This is a genomic window from Roseibium sp. (assembly GCF_050301095.1).
In the GTDB taxonomy this organism is placed as follows: Bacteria; Pseudomonadota; Alphaproteobacteria; order Rhizobiales; family Stappiaceae; genus Roseibium.
In genome coordinates, this window is sequence record NZ_JBNKYW010000267.1 from 134,869 (window position 1) to 161,304 (window position 26,436).

At 60.7% G+C, this 26,436-nt stretch carries 28 protein-coding genes; 21 read left to right on the forward strand and 7 right to left on the reverse strand.

Features of this window, described 5'->3' with window-relative positions:
- Positions 1-41 precede the first annotated feature (41 nt).
- Positions 42-3,563: an indolepyruvate ferredoxin oxidoreductase family protein gene (locus ACQY7U_RS23525; RefSeq protein WP_428650159.1), complete on the reverse strand. Its 3,522-nt coding sequence runs from the start codon at positions 3,561-3,563 to the stop codon at positions 42-44.
- 148 nt (positions 3,564-3,711) lie between these two features.
- Between ACQY7U_RS23525 and ACQY7U_RS23530 the strand changes: the two genes are divergently transcribed.
- Positions 3,712-4,191, forward strand: a complete 480-nt coding sequence (locus ACQY7U_RS23530) for an Lrp/AsnC family transcriptional regulator (RefSeq protein WP_006939550.1) — start codon at positions 3,712-3,714, stop codon at positions 4,189-4,191.
- Positions 4,192-4,214: 23 nt separating this feature from the next.
- Here ACQY7U_RS23530 and ACQY7U_RS23535 read toward each other — a convergent pair whose 3' ends face one another.
- Positions 4,215-5,477: an NAD(P)/FAD-dependent oxidoreductase gene (locus ACQY7U_RS23535; protein WP_428650161.1), complete on the reverse strand. Its 1,263-nt coding sequence runs from the start codon at positions 5,475-5,477 to the stop codon at positions 4,215-4,217.
- Positions 5,478-5,729: 252 nt separating this feature from the next.
- Between ACQY7U_RS23535 and ACQY7U_RS23540 the strand changes: the two genes are divergently transcribed.
- The 4 genes from ACQY7U_RS23540 (at position 5,730) to ACQY7U_RS23555 (ending at position 10,171) form a co-directional block, all read left to right on the forward strand.
- The gene (locus ACQY7U_RS23540; protein ID WP_428650164.1) at positions 5,730-6,704 is read left to right on the forward strand and encodes a sodium:proton symporter; all 975 of its coding nucleotides are present in this window, start codon (positions 5,730-5,732) and stop codon (positions 6,702-6,704) included.
- A gap of 57 nt (positions 6,705-6,761) precedes the next feature.
- Positions 6,762-7,532 carry a DUF2259 domain-containing protein gene (locus tag ACQY7U_RS23545; protein WP_428650167.1) on the forward strand — a complete coding sequence of 257 codons (771 nt, stop codon included), beginning with the start codon at positions 6,762-6,764 and terminating at the stop codon, positions 7,530-7,532.
- Between the two features lie 120 nt (positions 7,533-7,652).
- Positions 7,653-8,324, forward strand: coding sequence for a ribulose-phosphate 3-epimerase (gene rpe / locus ACQY7U_RS23550; protein ID WP_428650170.1), 672 nt, complete (start codon positions 7,653-7,655; stop codon positions 8,322-8,324).
- Positions 8,325-8,593: 269 nt separating this feature from the next.
- The gene (locus ACQY7U_RS23555) at positions 8,594-10,171 is read left to right on the forward strand and encodes an APC family permease (RefSeq protein ID WP_428650172.1); all 1,578 of its coding nucleotides are present in this window, start codon (positions 8,594-8,596) and stop codon (positions 10,169-10,171) included.
- Between the two features lie 262 nt (positions 10,172-10,433).
- Here ACQY7U_RS23555 and ACQY7U_RS23560 read toward each other — a convergent pair whose 3' ends face one another.
- Positions 10,434-10,685 carry a hypothetical protein gene (locus ACQY7U_RS23560; RefSeq protein WP_428650175.1) on the reverse strand — a complete coding sequence of 84 codons (252 nt, stop codon included), beginning with the start codon at positions 10,683-10,685 and terminating at the stop codon, positions 10,434-10,436.
- A 189-nt stretch (positions 10,686-10,874) separates the two neighbouring features.
- Entirely contained in the window at positions 10,875-11,357 is a 483-nt protein-coding gene (locus tag ACQY7U_RS23565; RefSeq protein ID WP_428650178.1) for an NUDIX hydrolase, read from the reverse strand.
- 159 nt (positions 11,358-11,516) lie between these two features.
- Between ACQY7U_RS23565 and purB the strand changes: the two genes are divergently transcribed.
- The 4 genes from purB (at position 11,517) to ACQY7U_RS23585 (ending at position 14,824) form a co-directional block, all read left to right on the forward strand.
- Positions 11,517-12,845, forward strand: a complete 1,329-nt coding sequence (gene purB / locus ACQY7U_RS23570; protein ID WP_428650181.1) for an adenylosuccinate lyase — start codon at positions 11,517-11,519, stop codon at positions 12,843-12,845.
- 220 nt (positions 12,846-13,065) lie between these two features.
- The gene (locus ACQY7U_RS23575) at positions 13,066-13,467 is read left to right on the forward strand and encodes a DUF4260 domain-containing protein (protein WP_428650184.1); all 402 of its coding nucleotides are present in this window, start codon (positions 13,066-13,068) and stop codon (positions 13,465-13,467) included.
- A gap of 21 nt (positions 13,468-13,488) precedes the next feature.
- Positions 13,489-14,238 carry a metallophosphoesterase family protein gene (locus tag ACQY7U_RS23580; protein WP_428650186.1) on the forward strand — a complete coding sequence of 250 codons (750 nt, stop codon included), beginning with the start codon at positions 13,489-13,491 and terminating at the stop codon, positions 14,236-14,238.
- 31 nt (positions 14,239-14,269) lie between these two features.
- Positions 14,270-14,824 (forward strand): RBBP9/YdeN family alpha/beta hydrolase, encoded by a 555-nt coding sequence (locus ACQY7U_RS23585; RefSeq protein WP_428650188.1) that lies wholly within the window; start codon positions 14,270-14,272, stop codon positions 14,822-14,824.
- 72 nt (positions 14,825-14,896) lie between these two features.
- Here ACQY7U_RS23585 and ACQY7U_RS23590 read toward each other — a convergent pair whose 3' ends face one another.
- Positions 14,897-15,220, reverse strand: a complete 324-nt coding sequence (locus ACQY7U_RS23590; RefSeq protein WP_428650190.1) for a DUF1476 domain-containing protein — start codon at positions 15,218-15,220, stop codon at positions 14,897-14,899.
- Positions 15,221-15,530: 310 nt separating this feature from the next.
- On the opposite strand from ACQY7U_RS23590, the gene purC reads away from it, so the two are divergent.
- The 7 genes from purC to ACQY7U_RS23625 all read left to right on the forward strand — a co-directional run bounded on the left by purC (position 15,531) and on the right by ACQY7U_RS23625 (position 20,606).
- A complete protein-coding gene (purC, locus tag ACQY7U_RS23595) occupies positions 15,531-16,295 on the forward strand; it encodes a phosphoribosylaminoimidazolesuccinocarboxamide synthase (RefSeq protein WP_428650193.1) in 765 nt (254 codons plus the stop codon).
- 101 nt (positions 16,296-16,396) lie between these two features.
- Positions 16,397-16,936: a hypothetical protein gene (locus ACQY7U_RS23600; protein ID WP_428650196.1), complete on the forward strand. Its 540-nt coding sequence runs from the start codon at positions 16,397-16,399 to the stop codon at positions 16,934-16,936.
- A 110-nt stretch (positions 16,937-17,046) separates the two neighbouring features.
- Positions 17,047-17,286 (forward strand): phosphoribosylformylglycinamidine synthase subunit PurS, encoded by a 240-nt coding sequence (gene purS / locus ACQY7U_RS23605; protein WP_428650199.1) that lies wholly within the window; start codon positions 17,047-17,049, stop codon positions 17,284-17,286.
- A 14-nt stretch (positions 17,287-17,300) separates the two neighbouring features.
- The gene (locus tag ACQY7U_RS23610) at positions 17,301-17,408 is read left to right on the forward strand and encodes a phosphoribosylformylglycinamidine synthase-associated small membrane protein (protein WP_428650202.1); all 108 of its coding nucleotides are present in this window, start codon (positions 17,301-17,303) and stop codon (positions 17,406-17,408) included.
- An 18-nt stretch (positions 17,409-17,426) separates the two neighbouring features.
- Entirely contained in the window at positions 17,427-18,095 is a 669-nt protein-coding gene (gene purQ / locus ACQY7U_RS23615; protein WP_428650205.1) for a phosphoribosylformylglycinamidine synthase subunit PurQ, read from the forward strand.
- A gap of 70 nt (positions 18,096-18,165) precedes the next feature.
- On the forward strand, positions 18,166-18,417 hold the full coding sequence (locus ACQY7U_RS23620; RefSeq protein ID WP_428650207.1) for a DUF2164 domain-containing protein: 252 nt from the start codon (positions 18,166-18,168) through the stop codon (positions 18,415-18,417).
- A gap of 179 nt (positions 18,418-18,596) precedes the next feature.
- Complete coding sequence (locus ACQY7U_RS23625; protein WP_428650210.1) at positions 18,597-20,606, forward strand: methyl-accepting chemotaxis protein; 2,010 nt, start codon at positions 18,597-18,599, stop codon at positions 20,604-20,606.
- A 40-nt stretch (positions 20,607-20,646) separates the two neighbouring features.
- On the opposite strand, the gene ACQY7U_RS23630 is transcribed toward ACQY7U_RS23625, so the two are convergent.
- Positions 20,647-21,462 carry an AraC family transcriptional regulator gene (locus ACQY7U_RS23630; RefSeq protein ID WP_428650213.1) on the reverse strand — a complete coding sequence of 272 codons (816 nt, stop codon included), beginning with the start codon at positions 21,460-21,462 and terminating at the stop codon, positions 20,647-20,649.
- Positions 21,463-21,579: 117 nt separating this feature from the next.
- On the opposite strand from ACQY7U_RS23630, the gene ACQY7U_RS23635 reads away from it, so the two are divergent.
- Positions 21,580-22,116 (forward strand): peroxiredoxin-like family protein, encoded by a 537-nt coding sequence (locus tag ACQY7U_RS23635; protein ID WP_428650216.1) that lies wholly within the window; start codon positions 21,580-21,582, stop codon positions 22,114-22,116.
- Positions 22,117-22,391: 275 nt separating this feature from the next.
- Here ACQY7U_RS23635 and ACQY7U_RS23640 read toward each other — a convergent pair whose 3' ends face one another.
- Positions 22,392-22,631: a DUF1127 domain-containing protein gene (locus ACQY7U_RS23640; RefSeq protein ID WP_428650219.1), complete on the reverse strand. Its 240-nt coding sequence runs from the start codon at positions 22,629-22,631 to the stop codon at positions 22,392-22,394.
- A 103-nt stretch (positions 22,632-22,734) separates the two neighbouring features.
- On the opposite strand from ACQY7U_RS23640, the gene ACQY7U_RS23645 reads away from it, so the two are divergent.
- From ACQY7U_RS23645 to ACQY7U_RS23660, 4 genes are all read left to right on the forward strand, one after another.
- Complete coding sequence (locus ACQY7U_RS23645) at positions 22,735-24,246, forward strand: PLP-dependent aminotransferase family protein (protein WP_428650222.1); 1,512 nt, start codon at positions 22,735-22,737, stop codon at positions 24,244-24,246.
- Between the two features lie 173 nt (positions 24,247-24,419).
- Positions 24,420-24,761, forward strand: coding sequence for a hypothetical protein (locus tag ACQY7U_RS23650; RefSeq protein ID WP_428650224.1), 342 nt, complete (start codon positions 24,420-24,422; stop codon positions 24,759-24,761).
- 166 nt (positions 24,762-24,927) lie between these two features.
- Complete coding sequence (locus ACQY7U_RS23655; RefSeq protein ID WP_428650226.1) at positions 24,928-25,455, forward strand: hypothetical protein; 528 nt, start codon at positions 24,928-24,930, stop codon at positions 25,453-25,455.
- A gap of 479 nt (positions 25,456-25,934) precedes the next feature.
- Positions 25,935-26,375 (forward strand): hypothetical protein, encoded by a 441-nt coding sequence (locus tag ACQY7U_RS23660; protein WP_428650228.1) that lies wholly within the window; start codon positions 25,935-25,937, stop codon positions 26,373-26,375.
- The last annotated feature ends 61 nt before the right edge of the window (positions 26,376-26,436 follow it).

Genomic DNA, 26,436 nt, shown 5'->3' on the forward strand with positions numbered 1-26,436 from the left:
AACGCGCCGGTTTTCTTGTTTCTGACTTGTCCCGGTGCGGCTTACTCGGCAGCGGCCAGGAAATCCTTGGAGGCATCGGCATCGTCGCTGCCGCCGTCGTCGCGCTTGGTCAGCTGATCGAGCAGCTGCTGGCGCTTGTCGGCCGCCTTCTCCAGATTGGTTTCCTTCACCGGTCCGAAGCCGCGCACGAGGTCCGGCACACGGGCCAGTTCCACCAACAGGCCGTAGTTGCCATCCGGCAGGCGGTTCAGGATCTCCGCGATATCGCCCTCGTATTGCGAAATCAGCGCGCGTTCTGCCTTGCGCTCGGCCGTCCGGCCGAACGGATCGTACCATTTGCCGCGCGCGCCCTTGAAGCCGGCCAGCACCTTGAAGACGTTGAACACCCAGGGGCCGAAGGCGATCTTTTCCGGACGGCCCGTCTTCGGGTCCTTGCGGTGGGCAAGGAACGGCGGTGCCAGATAGACCTTGAGTTTGCGCGGGTTTTCAAAGCGCTGCGCGATCTTCTGCTTGAAGGCCGGATCGGAATAAAGCCGTGCGACCTCATACTCGTCCTTGTATGCCATGACCTTGAAAAGCATATCGGCAACGGTCTGCGTAAGCCGCATGGTGCCAGACCCGTGCGCCTCGTCGGCGGCCTTCACCCTGGCAACCAGATCGAGATACCTGTCTGCATAGGCGGAATTCTGGTAGGCCGTCAGTTCGTCCGCATTGAAGGCGATCTTCTCGTCCAGGCTGAACGAACGGGGCTTTTCTTCCACCGGCAGGGAGTTCAGCAGCCTTTCGGGATTGGCCGCAAGAACCCGGCCGGCCCTGAAGGCCTTGATGTTGTTTGCGACCGCTGCCCCGTTCAGCTCCAGAGCCGTCTCAAGCGCATAGTCGGAAATCGGCAGCGCCCCGCTCTGGAACGCCATGCCGACCAGCAGCATGTTGGCATAGATGGCATCGCCCAGCAGTTTCTCGGCAATGTCGGCCGCGTTCATGGCCAGGTAGGTGCCGGACGCTTCGCGCAGCGCTGCGTCCATCCGCTTTTCGTCGAAGGACAGCGTCTGCTTCAGAACAAATTCGGCGGTCGGAGCAACCTTGGTATTCGCGACAGTCAGCATCTTGCCGCGGTGGGCAAGCGCAAGCTGGTCTGCGTTGGTGGCAACAACCATGTCGCTGGCAATCAGCAGATCGAGGCTGGCGGCCGGAACGCGCGGGCCTTCGATCGACCGGTCGCTGGCGGCGAAACGGACATGGGAGGTCACCGGACCGCCCTTCTGGGCAAGACCCGTCATGTCCAGGGTCGAGGCCTGCTTGCCGTCGATATGGGCAGCCATCGCCAGCACGGCGCTGATCGTGGTCACGCCCATCCCGCCGATGCCGGCGACCAGCGTGTTCCAGGTGCGATCAAGCGGCGCCAGGGCCGGCTGAGGCAGCTCCCGGACCAGGGTATCGACATCGACATCGGCCTTCTTCGGCTTCTTCAGGGCGGCACCATCGATCTCGACGAAGGACGGGCAGAAGCCCTTGATGCAGGAGAAGTCCTTGTTGCAGCTCGACTGGTTGATCACCCGCTTTTCACCGAAGGGCGTCGCGAGCGGTTCCACCGACAGGCAGTTGGACTGGACCGAACAATCACCGCAGCCTTCGCAGACCCGGTCATTGATGAACAGGCGCATGTCCGGATCCGGGAACTGGCCGCGCTTGCGGCGTCGGCGCTTTTCAGCGGCGCAGGTCTGGTCATAGACGATGACGGAAACACCGTTGAAGGACTGCAGTTCCTCCTGCACGTCCATCAGCTCGTCACGATGGTGAACCTTCGTGCCCGGCGCGATCGGTGCCCAGCTGCCGTAGCTCTCCGGGTTTTCCGAAACGATCGCGATCCGCTCCACCCCTTCAGCCTCGAGCTGGCGGGTGATCCGCGGCACCGACAAGTGACCATCGACCTTCTGGCCGCCGGTCATCGCGACGGCGTCGTTGTAGAGGATCTTGTAGGTGATCGGCACGTTGGAGGCCAGAGCCTGCCGGATCGCCAGAATGCCGGAATGGAAGTAGGTGCCGTCGCCGACATTGGCGAAGACGTGGCTGTCGCCGGAAAAGGGCTGCTGGCCGACCCAGAGCACGCCCTCACCGCCCATGGCGATCTGGCCTTCCGTGGTGCGGCCTGCCATTTCGGTCATGGCGTGGCAGCCGATGCCCGGCATGGAGCGCGAGCCTTCCGGCGTTACTGTGGACGTCGAATGCGGACAGCCGGAACAGAAGTAGGGAATGCGCGCGGCCCGCTCCGCATGGCCCTGCGCCCACATGGACTGACGGGTCATCCGGCTGGCGACGGCCCGCATTTCCTCCGAAACGACTTCGGCCGGCAGCCAGGCCATCAGCCCCTCGATCAGCTCCGCGACCGAGATTTCCAGGAGGTCCGACAGGAAGGGCGTGCCGTCGGGACGGCGCTTGCCCCAGATTTCCGGACGGCTCATTTCCGGCCAGTGGTAGGAAATATTCTTGATCTGCGGTTCCATGAAGGCCCGCTTGTGCTCAACGACCAGGAGACGTTCCGCGCCGCGGGCGAAATCCCTGAGGCCCAGCGGTTCCATCGGCCAGGTCAGGGCGACTTTGTAGACGGCCAGTCCAAGAGACTTGGCAAAGTCCTCGGAGATCCCCATCAGATCCAGTGCCTGCAGCAGGTCGCGATAGGCCTTGCCGGACGTGACAATCCCGAGTTTCACATTCTGGCGCGTGCCGAAGGTCACCCGGTCGAGCCCGTTGGTGCGCACATAATTCTGCGCCGCCGGGATACGCAGTTCGCGAACAAGACGTTCCGTTTCAAGACGGTTGCCGAGCAGCAGGTCGCGGTTCTGGTGGTAGTCCTTGCGCGGATCATCGTCGAGCGGCCGCACCAGACGCAGCCGGTCGGGTGAAACGTTGATGGTCGCAGACGCATCCATCGTGTCGGCGATACAGATCAGTGCTGTCCACAGACTGGTGAACCGCGACATTTCCAGCCCGTGCAGGCCGAAGTCCAACACGTCCTGAATATCGGCCGGGTTGAGTACCGGGATTTCCGCGTGTTCGAAATAGAATTCGCTCTGCGCCGGCAGGATGGAGGACTTGGCAAGATGGTCGTCGCCGGCAAGGGCGAGCACGCCGCCATTGCGGTCGGTACCGGAGGCATTGGCCTGCCGCAGGGCATCGCCTGCCCGGTCGACTCCCGGCGCCTTGCCGTACCACACGCCGAAAACGCCGTCATATTCGGTCGGCCGACCGACGCCGCCTTCGCCGCGCAGTTTCTGGCTGCCCCAGACGGCGGTGGCGCCAAGCTCCTCGTTCACGCCCGGCTTGAAGACGATATCGTAGCCGCGAAGATGCCTGCGCGCGCGCATCAGTTCCGTATCGTAGCCCGCCAGGGGCGAACCGCGGTAACCGGACACGAAACCGCCGGTCTTCAAGCCGGCTTGCCGGTCGAGCCGGGCCCGGTCCAGCAGCAGGCGGACAAGCGCTTGTATGCCGGTCAGATAGACCCGTCCTTCTGTCGCGACATATTTGTCCTCCAGGGTCACTGTTGGCATATGCACATTCATCCGATTTCCTCCTCATAAGGCACTTGGTGCGGCCGCGCCTCAGGGCAACCTAGTACGTCAGATAAATATCATCCTTTTCTCCGGCAATTTCTGTGCTATCGTCACCCCCAATCACCCAGAGGCAGCATAAAAATTCCTAAAATTACCGATGACCGATAAATATCTTCTCGACCCGTCCGACATCCGCGTTCTGCGCGTTCTGCAGCGGGACGCTTCGCTCTCCATCGCCGAGGTGGCCAAGGAAGCGGGCATGAGCCAGACCCCGTGCTGGCGGAGGATCAAACGCCTCAAGGAACAGGGCATAATCCGCCAGATTACCGCCATCATAGACCGGGAATCCGTCGGCCTCGGCTTCGTCGCCTATTCCTTCGTCAAGCTTGCGGTTCCCAGCCGGGAAAACATGGAAACCTTCGACAAGCTGGTCCATCACTGGCCTGAGGTCGTCACCTGCGAGCGTATCACGGGTGCCGTCGACTACCTGATCAAGGTCGTCACCGATGATATCAAAACCTACGACAATTTTCTCCGGTTAAAGCTTCTGGACAACACCCTGGTGTCCGACGTGCAGTCGCGCATTGTGGTCAACACGGTCAAGGACACGGTCGCCCTGCCCCTGCGTGAAAGCTGAAAGGCCGGGCTCTCGCCCCGCCCTCACGCCATGAAGCGCGCTGGCGCCAGACCGGCGATATCCAGAAGCGGTGTCTTTCCGGCGATCCTTTCGGCCAGCAGACGGCCCGTCACCGGCCCGAGGGTAAAGCCGTCGTGGGCATGCCCGAAATTGAGCCACAGCCCGGGAACGGACGGCGAAGCACCGACAACGGGAAGGGAATCGGGCAGGCAGGGCCGGCACCCCATCCACGGCGTGTCCTGCAATGGCCGGCCGAGGGGAAAGAGCTCTTCCGCTCGCCGCCTGGCCAGCTTGACCACCCCCGGATTGGGCGGCAGGTCGCGCCCGGCCAGTTCCACCCCGGTCGTCAGGCGGATACCGTTGTCTGTCGGCGTCAGCGTGAAGCCGTTTTCGACATCGACAACCGGGCGGGATAACGACGCGCCGGACAGGGCCCGGTAATGCATGTGATAGCCGCGCTGAACGGCCAGCGGATAGCTCTCCCCAAACCCCTTCATCACGTCGGCTGACCAGGCCCCCAGGGCAATGACGGCGTTCCTGGCAAAGACCTCTCCGCGCTCGCCCTCAAGCGAGAATCCACCGCGCTCACGCCGGAGCTTGCCGGCATCGCCGCGGAAATAACCACCACCCTCCTGCACATACCCCCGCCAGAAGGCATCGACGACGGCCCCGGGATTGCTCACCGAACAGCTCTCGGGCCAATGCACCGCTTTCAGGGACGGCAGCTTCAGCCCAGGCTCGAGCTTGGCGAGGTCGCCGCCGCTCAACTCGTCATAGGACACTCCGAAAACGCGCGCATAAAGCCGTTCCGTTTCGCTATGGCGAAAGGAGGTTTCCGAGCGGAAAAGATGCAGCCAGCCGCCCTGGCGGTAGAACCGGTCGGCGTTGGTCGTTCTGGCAAGTTCCAGGTGCTCTTCGACGGCAAAGGCCCTCAAAGGTGCGATCGTCCGGGAATAGGCCTCAATTCCACGCCCGCTGTTGCAGGCATGATACCGCCGGATCCAGGGAAGCAGGCGCAGCACCGTTCCGAGGTCATAGGAGACGGCACTCGACTGTTTCAAAAGAATGGGAACCAGATCCTGAAGACGGTTTGGCACCGCGTACGGCACAAAGCCGTTGCGCTGCACGATCCCGGCGTTGCCGAAGGATGCCTCCGCCCCCGGATGCTTCCGGTCGATCAGGGCAACGTCGAGGCCAAGGCGGCGCAAGTGAAGCGCCGTGCAAACGCCGACGATCCCGGCACCGAGAACCATGACATCGAAAGCGTGAACCTGCCTGCCTGCCAAGCCCTCAGCTCCCTCGCCCGTGAAATCCCGCCTGTGACCACATTTGCGTGACCAGCCAGTTGCCGGCCATCGAAACGGAGACTGAAAGGCTTGGCGGCAACGAGAAAAGCGGGCTAGTCTCCGCCGTCTTGCCCATTCCAGTCGAAGCCGGGTCAGCCATGGGATGTGAAACCTTGAAGCGCGGCCGGACGCCGTCCCGCGATCGAAACGCAACGCCTGCTGCCGAATGAATTTTTCAGGAGACAACTTTAGATGATTCGAGTGATCGGGGCAGGTTTGGCATGGACGGGACGCCACGGCACCGCTGCCCTGGCTGTGAGTATCTTCATCGGCATGGCACTACCGGCCCTGTCCGCCTTCCTGCGCCCCTATCTGACGTTGGCCGTTTTCAGCCTGTTGACGCTCGCCTTTCTGCGTGTCGACCAGAATGCCATCCGCATGCGGCTGAGACGTCCCGCGCTGCTGGTCGCCGCCCTCGTCTGGATGATGCTCGGCGCGCCGCTCCTGACCTGGCTTGCGATAGAAGTCACCGACCTGCATGCCTTCGGCCCCGACGTGGTCCTGGCTCTCTTCATCGCGACCGCCGCGCCGCCGGTGATGGCCGCGCCCGCCTTCATCTACCTGCTGGGCCTCGACGGAACGCTGAGCCTGGCCCTCTCCGTGGCGGCCCTCATCATCACGCCGCTGACGGCCCCCTTCATCGGCGAACTGATGCTGGGGCCGTCCCTGCCGCTCAGCGTCGGCGGCCTGGCGGCCCAGCTCTCGCTACTGCTCGCCGGCGCGTTTCTGGTCTCTACCCTGTTCCGCAAGCTGGCCGGTCAGGAGCGCCTGTCGCGCGGCACGCTTCATATCAGCGGGCTGAACGTGCTGCTGCTGCTCTTCTTTGCCATCGCCGCCATGGACGGCGTGGCGGCAAGTTTCGCGGACAAACCGTTCTTCACCCTTGGCCTGACCGCGCTCACCTTCTGCCTCGCACTCCTCCAGATAACCCTGTCCCTCCTGATTTTTGCCCCTGCCAGCCGGGAAGACGCCTATGCGATTGCCCATACCTGCGGCACAAGGAACATGGGACTGATGGTAGCCGCCTTCGGGGGCACCCTGCCGGAGTTCACCTGGCTCTGGTTTGCTGTCGGCCAGTTTCCGATCTACATGCTGCCGATGATGCTGAAACCCTTTGTGCGCGTCTTCTGCCGGCAAAACGTGAAATCTGTGACGCCGCAGACCTGAATTTTGTTTCCCGTTATGCTTGTCTTGGTCGGTCCCGAACTCAGTCGGAGGAAGAATATGTCAGTAATCCCTTCCCGTCTCGCAAAGCTGCCAAGGATTGCCACACGGAGCTTCGCCACGTTTCTGGCTATCCTGTGGTTCGCTCCGATTGCGCAGGCAGCGGACACGGCGGACCTTCAGGTCCTCGGCTTTTCCAGGGACGGCACCACCTTCGCCTTCGAGCAGTACGGCATTCAGGACGGGTCGGGTTTTCCCTATTCGGAGATCTTCGTTGTCGACGTGATCGGCGACACCTGGGTTGCCCCCTCGCCTTTCCGGTTCCGGACCGACGCCGAAGCCGGTTTGGGGGAACAGGGCGACAGGGCACTGGCGGCAACGCGTGCCGAGAACCGGTCGGCGGCCCAGCCGCTGCTCCAGGCCAGGGCTATTGCCGGAAAGGGGCGGATCGTCGGAATGAACCCGCCGACGGAACTGGGCTCCGATCCGCACAGGATGAACGTTGCACCCCGCCTGCCCTTCCTGTCCGGCGATGAACCGTTTGAACTTGCCCTCTCCGAATATCCGCTCCCCGGGGGCAGATGCGAGAGCTATGGCGCCGACACAAAAGGCTTCCGGCTGACCATGGTCCGTGGCGGCGTCACCCGCCTTCTCAACGATGACAAGAGCCTCCCGAACAGCCGAAACTGCCCGCTCGGTTACCGGATCGAGCGTGTCCTCACCCATTTCCCGGACGACGCGCCGCCGGTCTTCGCCATCCTGATCCAGATGGAGAGCTTCGGCTTCGAAGGAGCGGACCGCCGATATCTGGCAATAACCGGGCGGCTCTGACACCCTAAACCGATTGAGAGGCTATGCGGCATCTTGCTCTCGCTGTTGAGAAGTGTTAGCGCGGCTGAACTATCAGGAACGGTCCTTCTTTAACCGTTCAGGCCTGTCCGGGAGAACGCCATGCCGCGCGACATCAAAATCGCCCCTTCGATCCTCGCCTCCGATTTTTCCAAACTCGGCCAGGAAGTCCGCGACGTGGTGGAGGCCGGCGCCGACTGGATCCATCTGGACGTCATGGACGGTCACTTCGTGCCGAACATCACCTTCGGCCCGGACGTGATCGCCAAGCTCCGCCCGCACACCGACAAGGTCTTCGACACCCACCTGATGATCGAGCCGGTCGACCCCTATCTGGAAGCCTTCGCCAAGGCGGGTTCGGACATCATCACCGTGCACGCGGAAGCAACGACCCATCTCGACCGCTCGCTGCAGGCCATTCGCAACCTCGGCAAGAAGGCCGGTGTTTCCCTGAACCCGGCGACGCCGGAAAGCGTTCTTGAATATGTGCTCGACCGGCTGGACCTGATCCTCGTCATGACGGTCAACCCGGGCTTCGGCGGGCAGAAATTCATCCATTCGCAAGTCGAAAAGACCCGCCGCCTCAAGGCCATGATCGGCGACCGGCCGATCGACCTGGAAATCGACGGCGGCGTCACCCCGGAAACGGCCCCGCTGGTGGCGGCTGCCGGTGCCAACGTTCTGGTGGCCGGTTCCGCGGTCTTCAAGGGCGGCACGGTTGATAGCTACGCGGGGAACATTTCCGCGATAAGGAAGGCAGCGGAAGAGGCTTGATTACTCGCTCGCGGCCCATCCTTCGGGACGCGCACAAGTGCGCTCCTCAGGATGTGGAAGAGCGAGTTGATAGTCCGCCTGGTGCGCGTCAAACCCACGCCTCATCCGGAGGAGCCGCGCGAGCGGCATGCCTAAGGCTGGGCTCCTTGCTCCCCGTTCACCCCAGAACGCCTGGAACAGGGGAAACTCCGCCACATACGTCTTCCCGTTGAGACACTCCCTCGGCTAAGCTTCCTCCGACTTGACCGGGGGGAATCGTCTTGGCGCATATGCAACGCAGCATCGGGCTGCTCAGTCTCACCTTCATCGCCATCAGCGGCATTCTGGGGTCCGGCTGGCTGTTCGCGCCCTTGCTGGCCGCCCAGGAAGCCGGCCCCTCGTCGCTGATCGCCTGGGGCATCGGCGGTCTTGCCATGCTGCTGCTGGCCGCCACCTTCGCCGAAATCGCCACCATCCTGCCCGTTGCCGGCGGCATCGGAAGGGTGCCGCATTTCTCGCATGGCTCTGTCGTCTCCATGACCATGAGCTGGACCGCCTGGGTCGGCTACAACACCACCGCGACCATCGAGGTCGAAGCCGTGCTGCGCTATTCCAAGAGCCTCGCCCCCTGGCTTTACGGTTCGGACGGACTTCTGAGCGTGGCCGGGCTGGCGGTTGCCTGCCTGCTTTTGTTCCTGTTCACGGTGCTGAACGCCTTTGGCGTCCAGTTTTTCGCACGCATCAACACGGCGCTCACCTGGCTCAAGATCGTGGTTCCGGGACTGCTTGCCGCCGTCATCCTGACGTCCGACTTTCGCTACGACAATTTCAGCGCCTATGGCGGATTTGCGCCCGAGGGGCTGAAAGGCATCCTGTCGGCCATTTCCACCGGCGGCGTCATCTTCGCGCTGATCGGCTTCCGCCATGTGATCGACATGGCCGGCGAAGCCCGCAATCCCAAGGTCAACGTGCCCATCGCGCTTGTCGTCAGCCTGGTTGTCTGCCTGCTGATCTATGGCGGATTGCAGCTCGCCTTCCTTGGAGCCCTGAAGGAAACGCAACTCGAAAACGGCTGGGCCGCCTTGAGCTTTCCGGGCGAACTCGGGCCCATGGCGGCACTGGCAACGGCTGTCGGGGCGCTCTGGATCGTCAGCATCCTGGACACCAGCGCCCGCATTTCCAGCTTTGCCTCCGGACTTGTCTCCGTCGGCTCCAACGCCCGCCTGGGCCTGGCAATGGCGCAGAACGGCCTCTTCCCGAAATTCATGGAAGCGCTGTCAAACCGGGGCGTGCCGCTGTTCTCGCTGCTGGTGAACTTCTTCGTCGCCGCGCTGTTCTTCGTGCTGTTGCCGTTCCGGGAAGTGGTTTCGCTCAACACCTCCTCGATCGTGCTGTCCTTTGTCGTTGGCCCGGTGGCGGTTCTGGCCTTCCGCAGCCTGCTGCCGGATGCGCCCCGTGCCTTCGTGCTGCCCGCAGCCCCGGTCACCGGCACGCTGGCCTTTGTCGTCGCCAGCCTGATCATCTACTGGAGCGGCTGGAACACGATGCTGCATCTCGGCATCTGCCTTGCCATCGGTTTCGCGCTGATGCTCTTCCGCAGCATGCAGGGTGGCTTCGACCGCCTCGACTGGCGCGAAGCGGCCTGGCTCGTCCCCTATCTCGCCGGACTGGTGCTCCTGTCCTATCTCGGCTCCTTCGGCGGCGGCGCGGGTCTGATCGACGTCGGACCGGACATCCTTGTCGTCGGAGCGATGGCAACGGCTGTCTACATCCTTGCCGTCCGCCTGCGCCTCGACCAGGACAAGTTCGACCTCTACATGGCCGAGGAAAAGGCGGACGAGCGGATGGAGTACGGCGAAACGGACTAGGGTCAGGACTCATTAATTTGACTGAAATGGCGCAACAAGCGGCAATGAACTGCAAGGAAAAGCGCGAAAAGCGGGCTTCTTGCCCGGTTGAGCGGTTTGACGCCGCAGATCGAAGCCGTTTTTGCGTCCCTTCGGGATAGGGTGAATTCGCCCGGCAACATCGTTGCAAACCTTTGGAAACCGGACGGTTTCCTGCAGCTTTGCGCCTCGTATCCGACCAAATTCATCCCTACCATTTCATCCAAATTAATGGGTCCTGACCCTAGGGAAGTTGCGTCAGGCTCTGCAGGAAAAGAACGCCTTCGTAATCCACGAACTTCGCCAGGATGCCCTTGTCGTAAAGATCGTCCCCTTCTTCCCATTCAGGGTCGTACTGGCACCCCACGTAGACGTGGTTGGGATTGTCGGCGCCGATGTCCGGGTCGTAGCTGAGCGACCAGGCCGGCGTCGTTGCGCAGGCGCCAAGGCTAGAAATGGCGGCGCTCAGCCCTGCGGCACCAGACGGCGACGCCATGAACCTTTGAAAATCCACTTCCGTTGCATGAGCCGGCAGAACGCCGGATGCCGAAATCAGAAAAACCGCACAACAAACAGACTTAAAGTTCATTCTTTACCTCAAAACCTCGATAGGGTTCATGCTTGCGCAGCCATCCCTGCATGGCGGTTCTCAAGAAAAGATGAACGATGACGGGTCGTGACGGCGTCAGCTGACGAAGCGGCCGGTGCGGTGACGGCTGCTCACACGCCTGAGCCGTGCCTCAAGCCCTGACGGGTAAAGCTCGAGCTGCTTGGCGGCCAGTTCGTCCAGCGTGACCCATTTGGCGGTTCCGGTCCCGCCTTCGCTCAGGTCATAGACGATCGTGTCCATGCGATAGTAGCTGTTGTCCTGAAAATGCGCCGGGCACAGGAACACGACCTCATGCCCGGTGACGCCGTGATGTTCAAAGATGTTTTCCATCACGAAATAATCGTCGAGCAGCGTGATCCGCGCGCCGAGCTCATCCAGGAATTCCCGCAACAAGGCGTCGCGCCACGGTTCGCCGAATTCGACCGTCCCTCCGATCGGGCGCATTCCCGTCACCCGTCCGCTGTCGTCATGGATATTTCTGAGAAGCAGCGCGTCGTCCTGCCAGATGAGGGCAAGCGCTTTCACCGTGATCGAATTGGCCGGACGCCAGATCGTCATTTCTGCCTCCAGGTCCTCAAGAGTCCCACCTGCGAAGATCCGTAAAATTCACCTTGTCGCGCGTGCTCGCAAGCAAAAACCGCACTGCCGCATTGAAGGGACCGCCCCCCTCTGCTATTCCGCAGCCAGATTCTCCAACATCACGAGGTCCTTTCTCAGATGATCCCGCGCTACTCCCGCCCTGACATGGTCTCCATTTGGTCGCCGGAATCGAAATTCCGCATCTGGTTCGAGATCGAGGCCCATGCCTGCGATGCGCTGGCCGAACTCGGCGTCATTCCGAAGGAAGCCGCCAAGACGATCTGGGAAAAAGGCGGCAGCGCCACCTTCGACATCGACCGCATCGACGAGATCGAGCGCGAGACCAAGCACGACGTCATCGCCTTCCTGACCCATCTGGCCGAAATCGTCGGCCCGGATGCCCGCTTTGTCCACCAGGGCATGACCTCGTCGGATGTTCTGGACACCTGCTTCAACGTGCAGCTCGTCAAGGCGACCGATCTCCTGCTCGCCGACATGGACGCGCTGCTGGCCGCCATCAAGCGCCGCGCTTTCGAGCACAAGGACACGGTCTGCATCGGCCGCTCCCACGGCATTCACGCAGAACCCGTCACCTTCGGTCTGAAGATGGCCGAGGCCTATGCCGAGTTCGACCGCTGCAAGACGCGCCTTCTGGCCGCCCGCGAGGAAATCGCCACCTGCGCCATTTCCGGCGCCGTCGGCACCTTCGCCAACATCGACCCGCGCGTCGAGGAACATGTCGCCAAGGCGATGGGCCTTCAAGCCGAGCCGGTGTCCACCCAGGTGATCCCGCGCGACCGTCACGCCATGTATTTCGCGACCCTCGGTGTCATCGCCTCTTCCATCGAGCGCGTTGCCACCGAAGTCCGTCACCTGCAGCGCACGGAAGTTCTGGAAGCCGAGGAATTCTTCTCCAAGGGCCAGAAGGGCTCTTCAGCCATGCCGCACAAGCGCAACCCGGTATTGACGGAAAACCTGACCGGCCTTGCACGCCTCGTTCGCGGCTATTCCATTCCGGCCATGGAAAACGTAGCGCTGTGGCACGAACGCGATATTTCGCATTCTTCCGTCGAGCGCATGATCGGACCGGATGCGACGGTTACCCTGGACTTCGCTCTCGTGCGCCTCACCGGTGTCATCGACAAGCTGATGGTCTATCCGGAGCGCATGATCGGCAACATGGACCGCCTCGGCGGCCTGGTGCATTCCCAGCGCATTCTGCTGGCCCTCACCCAGGCAGGCTCCTCCCGAGAGGACGCCTACCGCCTCGTGCAGCGCAATGCCATGAAGGTCTGGGACAGCTACCAGGTGGCGGGCGCCGCCTCCGTCGACTTCCTGACCGAACTTCTGGGAGACGAGGACGTGCGCAAGTATCTCTCCGAAGAAGAGATCCGCGACCGTTTCGACCTCGGCTACCACACCAAGAATGTCGACGTGATCTTCAACCGGGTCTTCGGGGAGGCCTAAGCCTTCCGGCTTGGACCAATGCTGACTTTGCAATTTCACACCTCATCTTGAGGTGCGAAGCGCAGCGAAGCCTCGAAAGATGGGCGGCAACTCAGAGAGTTTGCTGCCCCCCCTTCGAGACGGGCCTTCGGCCATCCTCAGGGTGAGGTTGTTTGTTGGGTTTCACCAACAATTTGCGGAAGACCAGGCCTCCCGACTTTCCTGAGCAGGAGATCCTCTGATGACCGGCGAAAAGTCTCTTGTTGGATGGCTGAAGGCGGAAGCGTCGTTCATCTTCCTCGCAACGCTCGCCCTCTATGCCTGGACCGGTGCTTCCTGGTGGCTGTTCCTTCTGCTCTTCCTGGCCCCCGACTTGTCGATGTTCGGTTATCTGGCGGGACCGCGAACCGGCGCACTCGTCTACAACCTTGGCCACGCCTACATCGGCCCGGTACTGCTGATGGTCCTTGGCCTTTGTCTCGACAGGTTCGGCCAGTCTCCCGCTGCCTTTCAGAAGATTTCACCCATCGCGGTCATCTGGGCTTCCCACATTGCCTTCGACCGGGTTCTGGGCTACGGCCTGAAGAGCCCGGAAGGCTTCAAGATCACCCACCTCGGCCGCATAGGCCGGCAGGATAGCTAGATCAAAAAAGTGTTTTAAACCATGAAAATTGCTGTCGTTTCGGACATTCACGGCAATGTCCTGGCGCTTGAGGCCGTGCTCGCGGATCTCAAGCTGGAAGCCCCCGACGTCATCGTCAATCTCGGCGATTGCCTTTCCGGTCCGCTCTGGCCAGAGGAAACCGCCGCGATCCTGCGCGAGACGAACTGGCCGACCGTGCGTGGCAATCATGACCGCATCCTGATTGAAAGCCCGGCGGAGAAGATGGGACCGACGGATGCCTTCGCGTCCGGGCGCCTGTCGGCGCAAAGCCTCGACTGGCTGAAGACCAGCCAGGCCACCATCCGCCTCAGCGACGAAGTGTTCCTGTGCCACGGCACGCCGGACAACGATGACCGCTACCTGACGGAGAAGGTCGAGGGGCCGAAGGGACACCTGCCGGATGAAGAGACCCTGTTGGCCGAGCTCAAGGGCGAAGGCGCGCCCGTCGTCTGTTGCGGCCACACCCATATTCCCAGGGTCATCCGGCTTCAGGCAACAGGACAGATCATCCTCAATCCGGGCAGCGTCGGCCTGCCCTCCTACGAAGACGATCATCCGCACCGCCACGTCATGGAAGCCGGCAGCCCGCATGCGCGCTATGCGCTCATGACCAACAACCGGGGCGCCTGGAACTTCCTGGAAAAGATCCTTGCTTACGACTGGGACGCGGCCAGCCGCGAGGCGGAGAAAAACGGCCGGCCCGGCTGGGCGCGCTCCCTGAAACACGGATTTTACGGCCCGCTTTCATGACCAATGGAAACAGATCGGTTAAGGTCGCAGCATGAAGATCTCAGAAACGGACATCCTGCTCATTCCCGGCTACGGCAAGACGCTGCCGGGCCACTGGCTGCTGCGCTGGCGCGACAAGATGCCGACCGCGCGCGTGGTCAAGCAGGCCGAACTCCACCGCCCGAGCAAGAAGGAATGGCTGGAAACGCTCGTTAAAGAAGTGGACGCAGCAACGAGGCCCGTGGTTCTCGTCGCCCATTCCCTCGGCTGCATCCTGGTCGCGCATGGCGCCCATGCCCTGAAGGGCAAGATCAAGGGAGCTTATCTGGTCGCCCCGTCGGACTGGGACCGGGATGGACTGGTGAAGGAGTTTAACGGCGGCGACTTCAAGCCGATCCCCCATGATCCCCTGCCCTTCCATGCCCATCTGGTCGCCAGCCGGAATGACCCTTATTGCGATTACGAACGCGCACAGGAACTTGCCAAAATCTGGGGCACGACCTTTCAGGATGCGGGCGAAGCCGGTCACATCAACCTGGAAAGCGGCCACGGCCCCTGGCCGGAGGGCATGATGTCCTTCGCCTATTTCATGAAACGGCTCGACTGAGACGACGCTCAAAAACAAAAAACGCCCGCCGTTTCCGGCGGGCGTTCTGAATTCCGGCGCGGATTAACCCGCTCAGCCTTCATTCTGGACCTGCTCGACAGCCTTGTGCATCAATTCGTCCATGGTGCGGCGGATCTGGTGGTCGGACTGGTCGACGTTGTTGGCGTCGAAATCGCCGCGGATCTTGCGGAAGACATCTTCATCGCCCGGCTCGTCGAAATCGGCGCGCACCACCTGCTTGGCATAGTCTTCTGCCGCATCGCCTTCATGGCCCAGAAAACCGGCAGCCCACAAACCCAGCAATTTGTTGCGCCGTGCGGTCGCCTTGAACCGCAGCTCCTCGTCATGCGCGAACTTGTTTTCAAATCCCTGTTCGCGCTTGTCGAATGTGCTCATACTCATCGTCTCCTGAACTGCGCTAATGCAACATTCCCCATATGGGGTTGATTTGGTCTCTTGCATATCCCCGAGTGCGACGCAAATCAACGCAGATACTGCGCCCCTGCGTCAAAAGCATAACAGGCTCCCGGCAGGTCGAAAAACAGACGATTGTACTTTTTGTCCGCTTCGGGTAAGTTCCGCGCCGCAACACGAGGGCCTGCAGCCTGATAGCCTAGGCCGGTCGACAGCACCGGACCTCGCTGAAAATCACACTAAGGTAAGCTGGACCCCGTTGGACGCTTCTCTAAACATTACGGTATTGCACATGAACCGCCGCCGTCGCATTTACGAAGGTAAAGCCAAGATTCTTTATGAAGGTCCGGAACCGGGAACCCTGGTCCAGCACTTCAAGGACGATGCGACCGCCTTCAACAACAAGAAACACGAGATTGTTGACGGCAAGGGCGTGCTCAACAACCGGATTTCCGAATATATCTTCAATCATCTGAATGCCATGGGCATTCCGACGCATTTCATCCGCCGCCTGAACATGCGCGAGCAGCTGATCCGCGAAGTGGAGATCATTCCGCTCGAAGTCGTCGTGCGTAACGTTGCCGCCGGGTCAATCGCAAAGCGTCTGGGCCTGGAAGAAGGCACCCAGCTGCCGCGCTCGATCATCGAGTTCTACTACAAGAACGACGAGCTCAACGATCCGCTGGTCGCCGAGGAGCACATCACCGCCTTCGGTTGGGCGGCCCCTCAGGAACTCGACGACATCATGGCGCTTGCCATTCGCGTCAACGACTTCCTCTCCGGCCTGTTTCTCGGCGTCGGCATCCGCCTGGTGGACTTCAAGATCGAATGCGGCCGCCTCTTCGAAGGCGACATGATGCGCATCGTCGTTGCCGACGAGATCTCGCCGGACAGCTGCCGCCTGTGGGACATCGAGACCAACGACAAGATGGACAAGGACCGCTTCCGCCGCGACATGGGCGGCCTGCTGGAAGCCTACCAGGAAGTCGCCAGGCGGCTCGGCATCATGGTCGCCCCGGAGCGTCCTCAGGGCACCGGCCCCAAGCTGGTGCAATAACGACACAGACGGGACACAATCGGCCAGACCGGCCGCAACGTCACGATTGATATCGTTAAAACTACCAATTATCACGCCCTCTTGTACCACAAGGGGGCGTTATGTCTTTTAAGCTCAATTCCATTGCAAAGGCCGCATCGGTCATTTTGATCTGCGGTCTCCTGGCAGCCTGTCAGTCCACCGGACTGAAGCCGGGCAGTCTCACTTCCAGCTTTGCACCCAAAGGCTGGGTCGCCAGGCAAAACGGCACCAAGGCCATCTATTTTTGCTCACCTTCGGTCTGCAAATCGCCTGAAGCGGTGATTGTCGGCCCGATGAAAATCAACGGGGACGTTGAAACAGCCATTCGCCAGGGCCTGCTCTCCAAGGAACTGATGAACGCCCTTGAAAACGTGATCAACGTTGCCTCCAAGGGCGAGGTGCGTTTCACGACGGAGCGCCGTATTGTCACCAAGACCTATTCCGGATTTGACCTTGCCACCCGCTTCAAGACGGACAAGGGCTATGTCTACGGCTCCATGCGTCTCCTCATACAGAACGACCGCGGGTCGATGGTCGCCTCGTTTGCCAAGTCCCGCGCAAAGGCAAAAGCGAACCTCAAGCGTTTCCTGAACCGGACAACGGTCCGCCGGCTGCGATAATTCGCGGCATTTCTGCACACAGCACTTTCACATTCGGGGCTCCTCGTGTATGGGGGGCCCCAAACTGTTTGTCACCGAAGAATCTGCAAACTGGTGCGGGGACCCAACTCATGAAAGCACGCGTGATCGTCACCCTGAAAAACGGTGTTCTCGATCCCCAGGGAAAAGCCATTGAAGGCGCGCTCGGCGGCCTCGGATTTGGCGATGTCGGCTCCGTCCGCCAGGGCAAGGTGTTCGACGTCGAACTGACCGGCTCCGACAAGAACGCGGCCCGGGCGGAACTGGAGCAGATGTGCGAAAAGCTGCTCGCCAACACCGTGATCGAGAATTACGCAATCGAGATCGCGTAAGACGGTCTAAGGCCATGGACGAAGACACACGCAAGGCAATCACCTTCATGGCGGTCAAGGCCGTGGTCTTCATCCTGGTGCCAGCTCTTGCGGCCGCTGCCGCTGTTCTTGTTCTGCTCTGAACCTGCGAGATTGTTCTCATGAAAACCGCCGTCATCGTTTTCCCAGGCTCCAACCGCGACCGGGACATGTTCCATGCCCTGGAGATGATCACCGGCACGCGTCCGCAAAGCGTCTGGCATACGGAAAGCACGCTTCCCGAGGTGGATCTGGTCGTCATTCCCGGCGGGTTTTCCTATGGCGATTATCTGCGCGCCGGTGCAATCGCGGCACGCTCGCCGATCCTGAAGGATCTGGTCGCCAAGGCCGATAGCGGCGTTTCGGTTCTGGGTGTCTGCAACGGCTTCCAGATCCTGACCGAAACCGGCCTCCTGCCGGGCGCCCTGATGCGCAACGCAGGCCTCACCTTCGTCTGCAAGGAGGTGATGATGGAAACCACGAACAACGCGACCCGTTTCTCCTCGAAGTTCGAAAAAGGCCAGGTGTGGCGCTGCCCGGTTGCTCATCACGACGGCAACTATTTTGCCGACGAGAACACCTTGAAGTCCATCGAGGACAACGGTCAGGTTGTCTTCCGCTATGCCAACGGCACCAACCCCAACGGCTCGATCAACAACATTGCAGGCATCACGAATGCCCGGGGCAACGTTCTCGGCATGATGCCGCATCCGGAAAACCTGATCGAACCGCTCAACGGCGGTCTTGACGGCCGTCTGCTGTTCGAAAGCCTGACCGAGATTGCTGCCTGAGGGCAACTCGCTGCCACAAAGCCGGCAAAAGCGAATATCCCCTCGACTGACACAGGAAGGTGAGAACGGCATGTCCGAGATTGAACTTTCCCATCAGGACCGTGCCGCACTGGGGCGCCAGGTTCAGAAATTCGTCCGCGAAGAACTGGACCTGGACATCGGCAACATGGATGCCGAGCAACTTGTGGAGTTTTTGCTCAAGACTGCCGGCAACCACTGCTACAATCTTGGTCTTCAGGACGCGCAGACCCTGGTAGAGCGCAAGGCCGAGGACATTTCCAGCGAACTTTCCGCACTGGAGAAATCCGTAACGGGCAACTAGGGCCGCGACACAAGTGGCAAAAAACACGCCGTTGTGGGCCTCCAGCACTGGATTGCAGTATCAAAGGCCCGCAACCAGCAAACTCATATGCTTATTCATATGTTTTAATTGGTTCTTCACACCTCCTGTCAAAAATCACCATCATTGATCCGGCTTGTTCCGACTGATGGGGGTTCATAATGAACAGGACAAAGCTGCTCGACCGCATGACGTTGAAACTGAGGGTCACGATACTGGCCCTGGGAGCGGTCGCAGGCCTGACCTTCATCGGTGCTGCCAACCTTGTTTCCGGCCGGGTGATTGAAACCGCCACGTCGGATTATCAGAAAGCCAATGAATCCTACGCAAGGCTTGCCGGTTTCCAGCGGCGTACGCTTGCCCTGCGCGTTGCCGAGCAGGCCCTTCGGGCGGAACGCAAGGCCAGCGCGCTGCCGGTGCTCGGCGACAGGATCACCGACGCTCAGGATGTATTTTCAGGCGTCGATGCTCCCAAGCCCGTACGCAGCGCCTACACCGATTATCTTGAGGCCATCGAGGGATACAATTCCGCACTTCGGGAACTCGGCTACAGGGACCGCCTTTCCGTTGAAGTTGGAGAAGAAGGCAAGGCCGGTATCGACAGTCCGTCCGGACACATTGTCGATGTCAGCAACGCCATTTCGAAAACGGCCTCCAGAATTTCCGAGGAACTGGAATTCGACGATCAGACCGCCGTCTTTCAGGTCGCACTGGCCTTTGAAGATGCCCGCAGGGACATCCAAAAGCTGCTTTCGCTTTCCGATGTCTCCTATCTGACTTCGATCGACCAGGGCCTGTCCCAGCTTCACGGTCTTTTGGGCGACGCAGATCTCGATCCGGATTTCAGCACGGCAACCGGAAACCTGTTGCAGGAACTTCAAGACAGGATCGTGCTTCTGGCCGAAGCCGAAAGCACGCTGACCGGGTTCGAGGAAGGCGTAAACGCAAGTTACACGCAGTTGGAGGCGGCCCTCACCGCGCAATTGGAGGAAACCACCGCCAACGCCCAGGCGATCAAGTCGTCCCTGGCTTCAACCCAATCGCTCATTTCCGGGCTGATCCTTGCTGCAGTCCTGGCAACTCTGTTGATCCTGGCGGTTGCCAGTTTCCTGATAACCCGCAGCATTGCCCGCAATCTCGGCGCCATTACGCGTGCGACCGGCGATCTGGCCCGTGGCCTCTATGACCGCGAGATACCATTCACCGAAGTCAAGACGGAAGTCGGCGAGCTTGCCCGTGCCTTGCTGGTTTTCAAGGACAATGCCCAGGCCCGCCACCAGCTCGAGGCGGACGTGGAGACGGAAAACACGATCAAGGCCGAACGGCAGGCAGGCATCGAGAAAACCATTGCAGCATTTAGACAGGACATTGTCGGTCTTCTGGAGACGGCCAACGGAACGATCAATTGCGCCCGGGACACCGCCGAAAAACTGCGGGATGTGAATGTCCGTAACAGCGCGCAGGCCGAGGCGGCCAACAACGCCTCGGTCCTGTCGTCGGAAAATGTCCAGACCGTTGCCTCCGCCACGCATCAGCTCAGCAGTTCGATCAATGAAATCTCCGAACAGGTGAACATGACATCGGACCAGATCAAACTGGTCAGCGAAAGCGCGCGGCACACCAACGAGGATGTCGACCAACTGGCGAAGGCAAGTGCCAAGATCGACGAAATCATCGCGCTGATCCAGGCGATTGCGGAACAAACCAATCTGCTGGCCCTGAATGCGACCATCGAGGCAGCCCGCGCGGGCGAGCACGGCAGAGGCTTCTCCGTTGTCGCGAGCGAGGTAAAATCGCTTGCAAATCAGACGGCCAGGGCGACGGAGGAAATTTCCGGCCAGATCAAGGCCATCCAGTCGTCCAGCCAGACGACCGTCAGAGCCATGGCCGATATCTCCCGCATCATCACGGACGTACAGACCAGCACATCGATGATCGCCGGGGCCGTGGAAGAGCAGACGGCAGCCACCAACGAAATCAGCCACAACATCAACGAGGCGGCGACGCGCACCCAACAAGTGGCCGAGAATGTTTCAGACCTGCTGTCCACCGCCGCCGAAGCCCGTCAGTCCGCCGATGACATCCACGAAGCGTCGTCCGGGATCAACAGCATCAATGCCCGGCTGAACGCGCGCATTGACGCCTTCCTGAAAGACGTCGCGGCGGCTTGATACCTGTCGCATCGGTGACGCTCGGCGCACCCGCCGGTGTTCAGGTCTCCAGCCACCGGGGTTCGATACGGGCCTGTTTCGGCGGCGCGCCGAACCGCTTGGAAAAGGCCCTGGAAAAAGCCGCCGGACTTGAAAAACCGCAGAGGGTTGCGACCGACTTGACCTGCTGCCCGGCTTCGAGCTCGGACCGGGCAATCTCCAGACGCCAGGAAGCCAGGTAGCCGATCGGCGTCACGCCCACGACATCCCTGAAGGTCACGGCGAACTGAGTGCGCGACATTCCCGCCGTATCGGCCAGCCTTTCCAGCGTCCAGGCTTCTCCGGGCGCTTCGTGGATAGCGACCAGGGCGGCGGCGATGCGCGGATGAGCGAGACCGTTCAGGAGTCCGGCATCGGCCGTCCCCTCCTCCATGGCCCGCCGCAGCAACCGGATCACCACCACTTCACAAAGACGCTGGAAGGCCGCCTGGCCGCCGCATCTCGGATGGGCCGCTTCCTCGATCAGCGGATCGGCCACCGCCGTCAGAAATGGCTCCTGCGCCAAAGGCACGGAAATGCAGCGCGGCAGCGCGTTGATCAGCTGCTTGCCGATCCCGGAAACGGATATGCGCGCTGCGACCAGCGTTTTCTCGTTTGGCTCGGCTGCGATTGTCGCAAGATCGGCGCTACCGTTCTCGTTGCCCGGATAGAACACCAGCCGCAGGGCCCGGTCCTGATCCGAATAGATCCGGAAATTTGAATCTCCCACTCCCGTGTCGTCAACCGCGGCAAAGGAGACATCCACCCGCAGGCGGTCGATCAGCGAAGACAAACGGTCGAGCTTGCCATTGAAGGTTGTTCGATATGGCGCCAGCATTTCCGTACTCCCGATCATCTTTTCAGGACCTTTCTTCAGCAGAAGTTCACTACATTAAGATCATCCGCAAGGCAATCCGTTGCCCAGCCCCTACCTTGACCCTGAATGAGGATAACAATGCTCATCCCACGCCAGCCGGTTCCCGGCCTGACGGTCGACACCCTCGACGCAGGCCCCTTCGACCTTTCAACGGACGGCGCCGAATTCGCTACGCTCGTCGTCTTCTACCGGGGCCTGCATTGCCCGATCTGCGCCACTTATCTGAAAGAACTCGGCCGATTGACCCCGGATTTTGCCGCCAAGGGCGTCAAGACCATTGCCATTTCCTCGGATGATCAGGACCGTGCCCGCCAAATGGCCGACAAGGTCGGTTATCCGGAGCTGCGCTTCGGCTATGGCCTGTCCCTGGAAAAAGCCCGGGAGTGGGGTCTTTTCATCTCGACCAGCCGCGGCACCACCTCCATCGGCATCGAGGAGCCGGCACTCTTCTCCGAGCCGGGCGTCTTTCTGGTTAAGCCCGACGGCACGCTCTATTTCGCTTCCGTCCAGACCATGCCCTTCGTCCGCCCGCATTTTTCCGAAATGATCGGCGCGCTCGACTTCGTGCAGAAGAACGATTATCCGGCGCGCGGCGAATACACCGGCGCTGTCTGACCACCCTCGCGGCTGGCCTGAAACAATGAAAAATGCCGGACACGGGCTGCATCGTGTCCGGCATAGGTCCAGGTTCATTCGTGAACCTGCTCTCACCCGGTCTGTCCGCCCTTGGCGGCAAATCCGGGATCCGGTGTCCAGGTCACGGCCTCATGAATGCAGACGGCGAAGTCGCCATTCATGAGACCGCGGCCTTGCCTCCCCCGCAACGCACGTTCAGCGACCCTTGAGGGCAAACAGTTCGCCAAAAGCACGGCAGCTGTCAGTTCCCTCCATCAGCGGCCACTCCGGTTATAGACGCAGGTGTCCCAGAAGGGCCGGCAGGCTTCCGCGCGCGCCGCTTCACTGGTCAACCCCAGGTCTTTCAGCTCCGCCGGGCTCAGTTCCAGAAGCTGCCTGCGCGTCCGTGCGGTTTGCATCCACAAACCCAGTCTTGCGAAGATGGTCCTCCACAGCGGGCCACGGAAACTCAACCGGGAAACCGGACGCCCGCCTATTGTCTCTATTGAACTCATATCAACACCTCATTTGGGTCACAATCGCCACAATCAAACGCATTGTAGCGTGACAATCATATGAATTGACTCCTTTTGAGATGCAATATACAAAATTGTCACCATGACAAATTGGCACCCAGAGATTCCCGAAGGACAGGGCCCGCTTTACCTCCGGCTGGCGGACCGCATTTCCGAAGACATCGCCACCGGCACACTTGCCGCAGGCTCCAAGCTGCCGCCGCAGCGCGACCTGGCCTATGACCTTGGCGTGACTGTCGGCACGATCGGCCGCGCCTACGCGACGATCCGCCAGCGCGGCCTCGTCAGCGGCGAGGTCGGACGGGGCACATTCGTGCTTGGCAGCGCGCCCACCGCGCCTCTTGCCGAAGACAGCAAGCCCGATCTGGACCGCGATTCCAGCCAGCCGGCCGCAGCTCCCCCCTCAGGCAGCGAAGGCCCCTCCTGGGTACAGGCGGCCATGATGGTGCCGAAGGACATCGCTTTTTCGGGAACCCGGATCTCCGTTCCCGCGCCGGAAGCCATCCGGTTCGACAGCACCTCCGCACCGGAGATCGGTCAGGCGGCCGTGATCGGCCCGCTGGTTGCCGAGATCTCGCAGGAAAAACCCCACGAGATTGCCAGCTACACCCGCTCCGTGCCGGACAGCTGGCGCCAGGCGGGCCGGAAATGGCTCGCACGCAGCGGCTGGCAGCCGCCGGAAGGCAGCATTGTTCCCACGACCGGCGCCCAGGCGGCAATCATGTCGATCATTGCCGCCACGACCGCCCCGGGAGACCAGATCGCCTTTGAGGATCTCACCTACAGCTCGATTTCCCGCGGGTCCGCCCTGACCGGCCGCCGACCGGTTCAGGTGGCCCGGGATGACGAGGGACCGCTGCCGGACGACCTTGCGCGCGTCTGCGCCCAGAAGCATCCCAAGGTGCTGTTCGTGATGCCGACCATGCACAACCCGACCCTTGGACTGATGGGCCAGCGGCGGCGCGAGGAAATCGCGGCGGTCGCGCGGCAGAACAACCTCTGGATCATAGAGGACGAGGTCTACGGCTCGCTCCGGGACACGGATCTCGCACCGTTCGCGTTCCTTGTGCCGGAGCGGACGTTTCATGTCGGCTCGCTGTCGAAATCGGTGACTGCGGGCGTACGCGGCGGCTGGGTCTCCAGCCCGCTCTCCCACGCACAGCGGGTCTATACCGCCCACAAGATGCTGACAGGCGGCGTGTCCTTTCTTCTCTCGGAACTCTCCGCCCGGCTGGTGTTATCCGGCGCTGCCGACGAGTTCCGAGGCAAGATCCGCGATGAAATCGCGGCCCGCCATGAACTCGTCCGCCATTATCTCCGCGGCCACGACCTGATCGCATCTCCGGATTCGCCCTTCCTGTGGCTGAAGGTTCCCGAACCCTGGCTTTCCGGCACGTTCAAGGCGGCCGCTGCGTCCGCAGGCGTATTGATCGACGACGAGGACGAGTTCAAGTCCGGCCGCTCCGGCACGGTCTACCACCGGGTACGCATCGGCGTTACCAACCCGCTGACACGGGAAGAAACCGCCAAGGGCCTCGGCATCCTGCAAAGCCTCTTGGCGGACAACGGGGCATGTTACGACAGTTTTGAATGAGTTTTGTTCACGCCTTTTCCGGTTGCGGGATCCACATCGCACCCATTTGATGTACGCTGCAAACTTCCCCCGGAGGTTTTAACCGGAACATATTTCCACTTGATCGCGAAAAGATTTCCATGCGACACAAGCAATGAATTCTGAAATGATTCCGGTGACTTAAGAGAAAAACCATGATTTCTGTTCGCAAGTTCATTTCCATAACATTGTTGAGCGCCCTTTGCTCCGGTTGTTCTGTCACCGCTGCCGTCAAGGGCCAGTCCACCGACGGCCGTGAAAAGTTCGAGGGCACGGCCACCGGATATGCCGACGGTTCCGGAACACTGGAAATCAAGAGCAACCGCGGTCGCACATGCACGGGGACATTCGTTTATGTGACCTACCGCGACGGCGAGGGCACCTTCACTTGCAACGACGGCGCAAGCGGTCCCTTCCGCTTTGTGTCGACCGGCACCAAGGGTACGGGAACCGGCAACCTGAACGGCAGGCAGTTCACGTTCACATTTGGCGTTTAACGCAACCAAACGACCCTGGCCCGTTGCCGGAAGGCCGGCAACTTCTGATCGGCGGCAACCTTGGTTTTCCGGAGCAGAGGCCGCGCAGCCCCGGACAACTTTGACTTGTTAATCCACAACATACCTGTCATTTTTAAGGAGGTCATCAGCAGCGTGGGGGCGCGTGATGAGACACTCCGGATCGACACAAGCCATACCCGTGTGGGTAAAGCTGGCAGGTGCGGCAGCCGCCGTTTACTGCGTTGCCGTCTTCGGCACGGTCTATTTCTACAATCAGTCCGTTCTTAAAAATGCCAGCTACGCAGAGATCACCGGCGGCGGTTTCATCTACAATTACAGGATTGCCGACATCAAAAGCGGGATCACTGTCGGGTTGGTCAAGCCGCTGCCAGCCGGCACCCGGCTGATTGCCGAGTTCGAAAATCCGGAAGGCGGTAAAATCGAGATTGAAGACACCGTGTCCGAGGGTAAGCGGAACTACAGCTTCGAGACGCCGTCGCTTACCGGTGTCGAGGCTGAGCACACCTATTTAGCCGTTCTGCACGTCATCGACGCACAGTCGGGCGAGGAAATCGAGCGCCACGAAAAGGGCCTGAAAAGCACTGTCGCTCCCAAGGTCCTGCCGAAAAAGGCGCTCACCATCGGCCCCGGCTATCACATCAATCCGGAAATCCGGCCCGCACCGGATGGCTAGGCCGAAAGGGCTGCCAGACCGGGAGGAGAGCGGCGAAAGCCCGCGATGCGCGGGAACGGTTTCCAGACACTCCAACCATTCCGGCGCACCCGAAAGCAACCAAAGATTTTCAAGGCAAGTAATATAAATAAAAAAATAGCGCTAACTATCTCTACAAAAATATAGACATAAAATATACTATCGGTATTGTGATTTTTGCGTAAATTGCAAATAATAAATACACAACCAACCGGTATCTTCCGCAGATTAGTGACTTTCATCACTCGAATATGATGAGTTGTTTACCATGTTAGTCGTGTCGAACTCCAAAGAAGGAAAGACCGATGTTGGGAACAATTGCTTCAATTGCAGCTCTGCCCGTGATTATTCTGGCAATCCTGACGCTAACCGCCGTTGCCGTATGAATTGAAGGATGCCGAAGGTTCCTGTCTCCTTCTTGTCCGGCCACGGTCCGCAACGCCTTTCACAGGGGATAATCCGTGTCCAATATCAACCTTGCCGTCTTGATTGTTCCCGGCTTCCTGGTCGCCTTCGGACTGTTCTGGTCCGTCGTTATCTTTTTGGTGTCCCGGCTGGGTGGCTGGGCCCGGTTGGCCCGCCAGTATCCCGCCGCGGGCCCGGCGACGGGAGACACCAGGCATTGGCGAAGCGCAACATTCGGCCTGCTTTGCAACTATCGGACTTGCCTGAATCTGACGCTGTCCCAGACCGGCCTTCATATGGTGCCGGTTCTTGTCTTCAGAATCGGTCATGATCCGATCCTGATCCCTTGGAACGCCATTGCCGATGCCCGCAGGCGCAACCTGCTGCTCGCAACCGGACTTCAGATCGATGTCAAGGACAAGGCAAGCGGAGGCGTTCGCAAGATCACGTTTTACGGCAAAAGCCTGGTCGAGGATCTCGAAGCACATATCCGCTAATGCCAGCGCTGTGGGCCCAGCTTTTCACTGAAACTCTAATTCACAGCCACCGCGCAAAATG

What these genes read in the sequence shown, in the direction of transcription:
- rpe (WP_428650170.1), top strand. Translation starts at nt 7,653, where the DNA reads ATGCCGCGCGACATCAAAATCGCCCCTTCGATCCTCGCCTCCGATTTT.
- ACQY7U_RS23560 (WP_428650175.1), bottom strand. Translation starts at nt 10,685, where the DNA reads ATGGCGTCGCCGTCTGGTGCCGCAGGGCTGAGCGCCGCCATTTCTAGC.
- purS (WP_428650199.1), top strand. Translation starts at nt 17,047, where the DNA reads ATGAAAGCACGCGTGATCGTCACCCTGAAAAACGGTGTTCTCGATCCC.
- ACQY7U_RS23540 (WP_428650164.1), top strand. Translation starts at nt 5,730, where the DNA reads ATGATTCGAGTGATCGGGGCAGGTTTGGCATGGACGGGACGCCACGGC.
- ACQY7U_RS23585 (WP_428650188.1), top strand. Translation starts at nt 14,270, where the DNA reads ATGAAGATCTCAGAAACGGACATCCTGCTCATTCCCGGCTACGGCAAG.
- ACQY7U_RS23645 (WP_428650222.1), top strand. Translation starts at nt 22,735, where the DNA reads ATGACAAATTGGCACCCAGAGATTCCCGAAGGACAGGGCCCGCTTTAC.
- ACQY7U_RS23625 (WP_428650210.1), top strand. Translation starts at nt 18,597, where the DNA reads ATGAACAGGACAAAGCTGCTCGACCGCATGACGTTGAAACTGAGGGTC.
- ACQY7U_RS23590 (WP_428650190.1), bottom strand. Translation starts at nt 15,220, where the DNA reads ATGAGCACATTCGACAAGCGCGAACAGGGATTTGAAAACAAGTTCGCG.
- ACQY7U_RS23635 (WP_428650216.1), top strand. Translation starts at nt 21,580, where the DNA reads ATGCTCATCCCACGCCAGCCGGTTCCCGGCCTGACGGTCGACACCCTC.
- ACQY7U_RS23630 (WP_428650213.1), bottom strand. Translation starts at nt 21,462, where the DNA reads ATGCTGGCGCCATATCGAACAACCTTCAATGGCAAGCTCGACCGTTTG.
- purQ (WP_428650205.1), top strand. Translation starts at nt 17,427, where the DNA reads ATGAAAACCGCCGTCATCGTTTTCCCAGGCTCCAACCGCGACCGGGAC.
- ACQY7U_RS23620 (WP_428650207.1), top strand. Translation starts at nt 18,166, where the DNA reads ATGTCCGAGATTGAACTTTCCCATCAGGACCGTGCCGCACTGGGGCGC.
- ACQY7U_RS23640 (WP_428650219.1), bottom strand. Translation starts at nt 22,631, where the DNA reads ATGAGTTCAATAGAGACAATAGGCGGGCGTCCGGTTTCCCGGTTGAGT.
- ACQY7U_RS23650 (WP_428650224.1), top strand. Translation starts at nt 24,420, where the DNA reads ATGATTTCTGTTCGCAAGTTCATTTCCATAACATTGTTGAGCGCCCTT.
- purB (WP_428650181.1), top strand. Translation starts at nt 11,517, where the DNA reads ATGATCCCGCGCTACTCCCGCCCTGACATGGTCTCCATTTGGTCGCCG.
- purC (WP_428650193.1), top strand. Translation starts at nt 15,531, where the DNA reads ATGAACCGCCGCCGTCGCATTTACGAAGGTAAAGCCAAGATTCTTTAT.
- ACQY7U_RS23600 (WP_428650196.1), top strand. Translation starts at nt 16,397, where the DNA reads ATGTCTTTTAAGCTCAATTCCATTGCAAAGGCCGCATCGGTCATTTTG.
- ACQY7U_RS23580 (WP_428650186.1), top strand. Translation starts at nt 13,489, where the DNA reads ATGAAAATTGCTGTCGTTTCGGACATTCACGGCAATGTCCTGGCGCTT.
- ACQY7U_RS23530 (WP_006939550.1), top strand. Translation starts at nt 3,712, where the DNA reads ATGACCGATAAATATCTTCTCGACCCGTCCGACATCCGCGTTCTGCGC.
- ACQY7U_RS23525 (WP_428650159.1), bottom strand. Translation starts at nt 3,563, where the DNA reads ATGAATGTGCATATGCCAACAGTGACCCTGGAGGACAAATATGTCGCG.
- ACQY7U_RS23565 (WP_428650178.1), bottom strand. Translation starts at nt 11,357, where the DNA reads ATGACGATCTGGCGTCCGGCCAATTCGATCACGGTGAAAGCGCTTGCC.
- ACQY7U_RS23555 (WP_428650172.1), top strand. Translation starts at nt 8,594, where the DNA reads ATGCAACGCAGCATCGGGCTGCTCAGTCTCACCTTCATCGCCATCAGC.
- ACQY7U_RS23575 (WP_428650184.1), top strand. Translation starts at nt 13,066, where the DNA reads ATGACCGGCGAAAAGTCTCTTGTTGGATGGCTGAAGGCGGAAGCGTCG.
- ACQY7U_RS23610 (WP_428650202.1), top strand. Translation starts at nt 17,301, where the DNA reads ATGGACGAAGACACACGCAAGGCAATCACCTTCATGGCGGTCAAGGCC.
- ACQY7U_RS23545 (WP_428650167.1), top strand. Translation starts at nt 6,762, where the DNA reads ATGTCAGTAATCCCTTCCCGTCTCGCAAAGCTGCCAAGGATTGCCACA.
- ACQY7U_RS23655 (WP_428650226.1), top strand. Translation starts at nt 24,928, where the DNA reads ATGAGACACTCCGGATCGACACAAGCCATACCCGTGTGGGTAAAGCTG.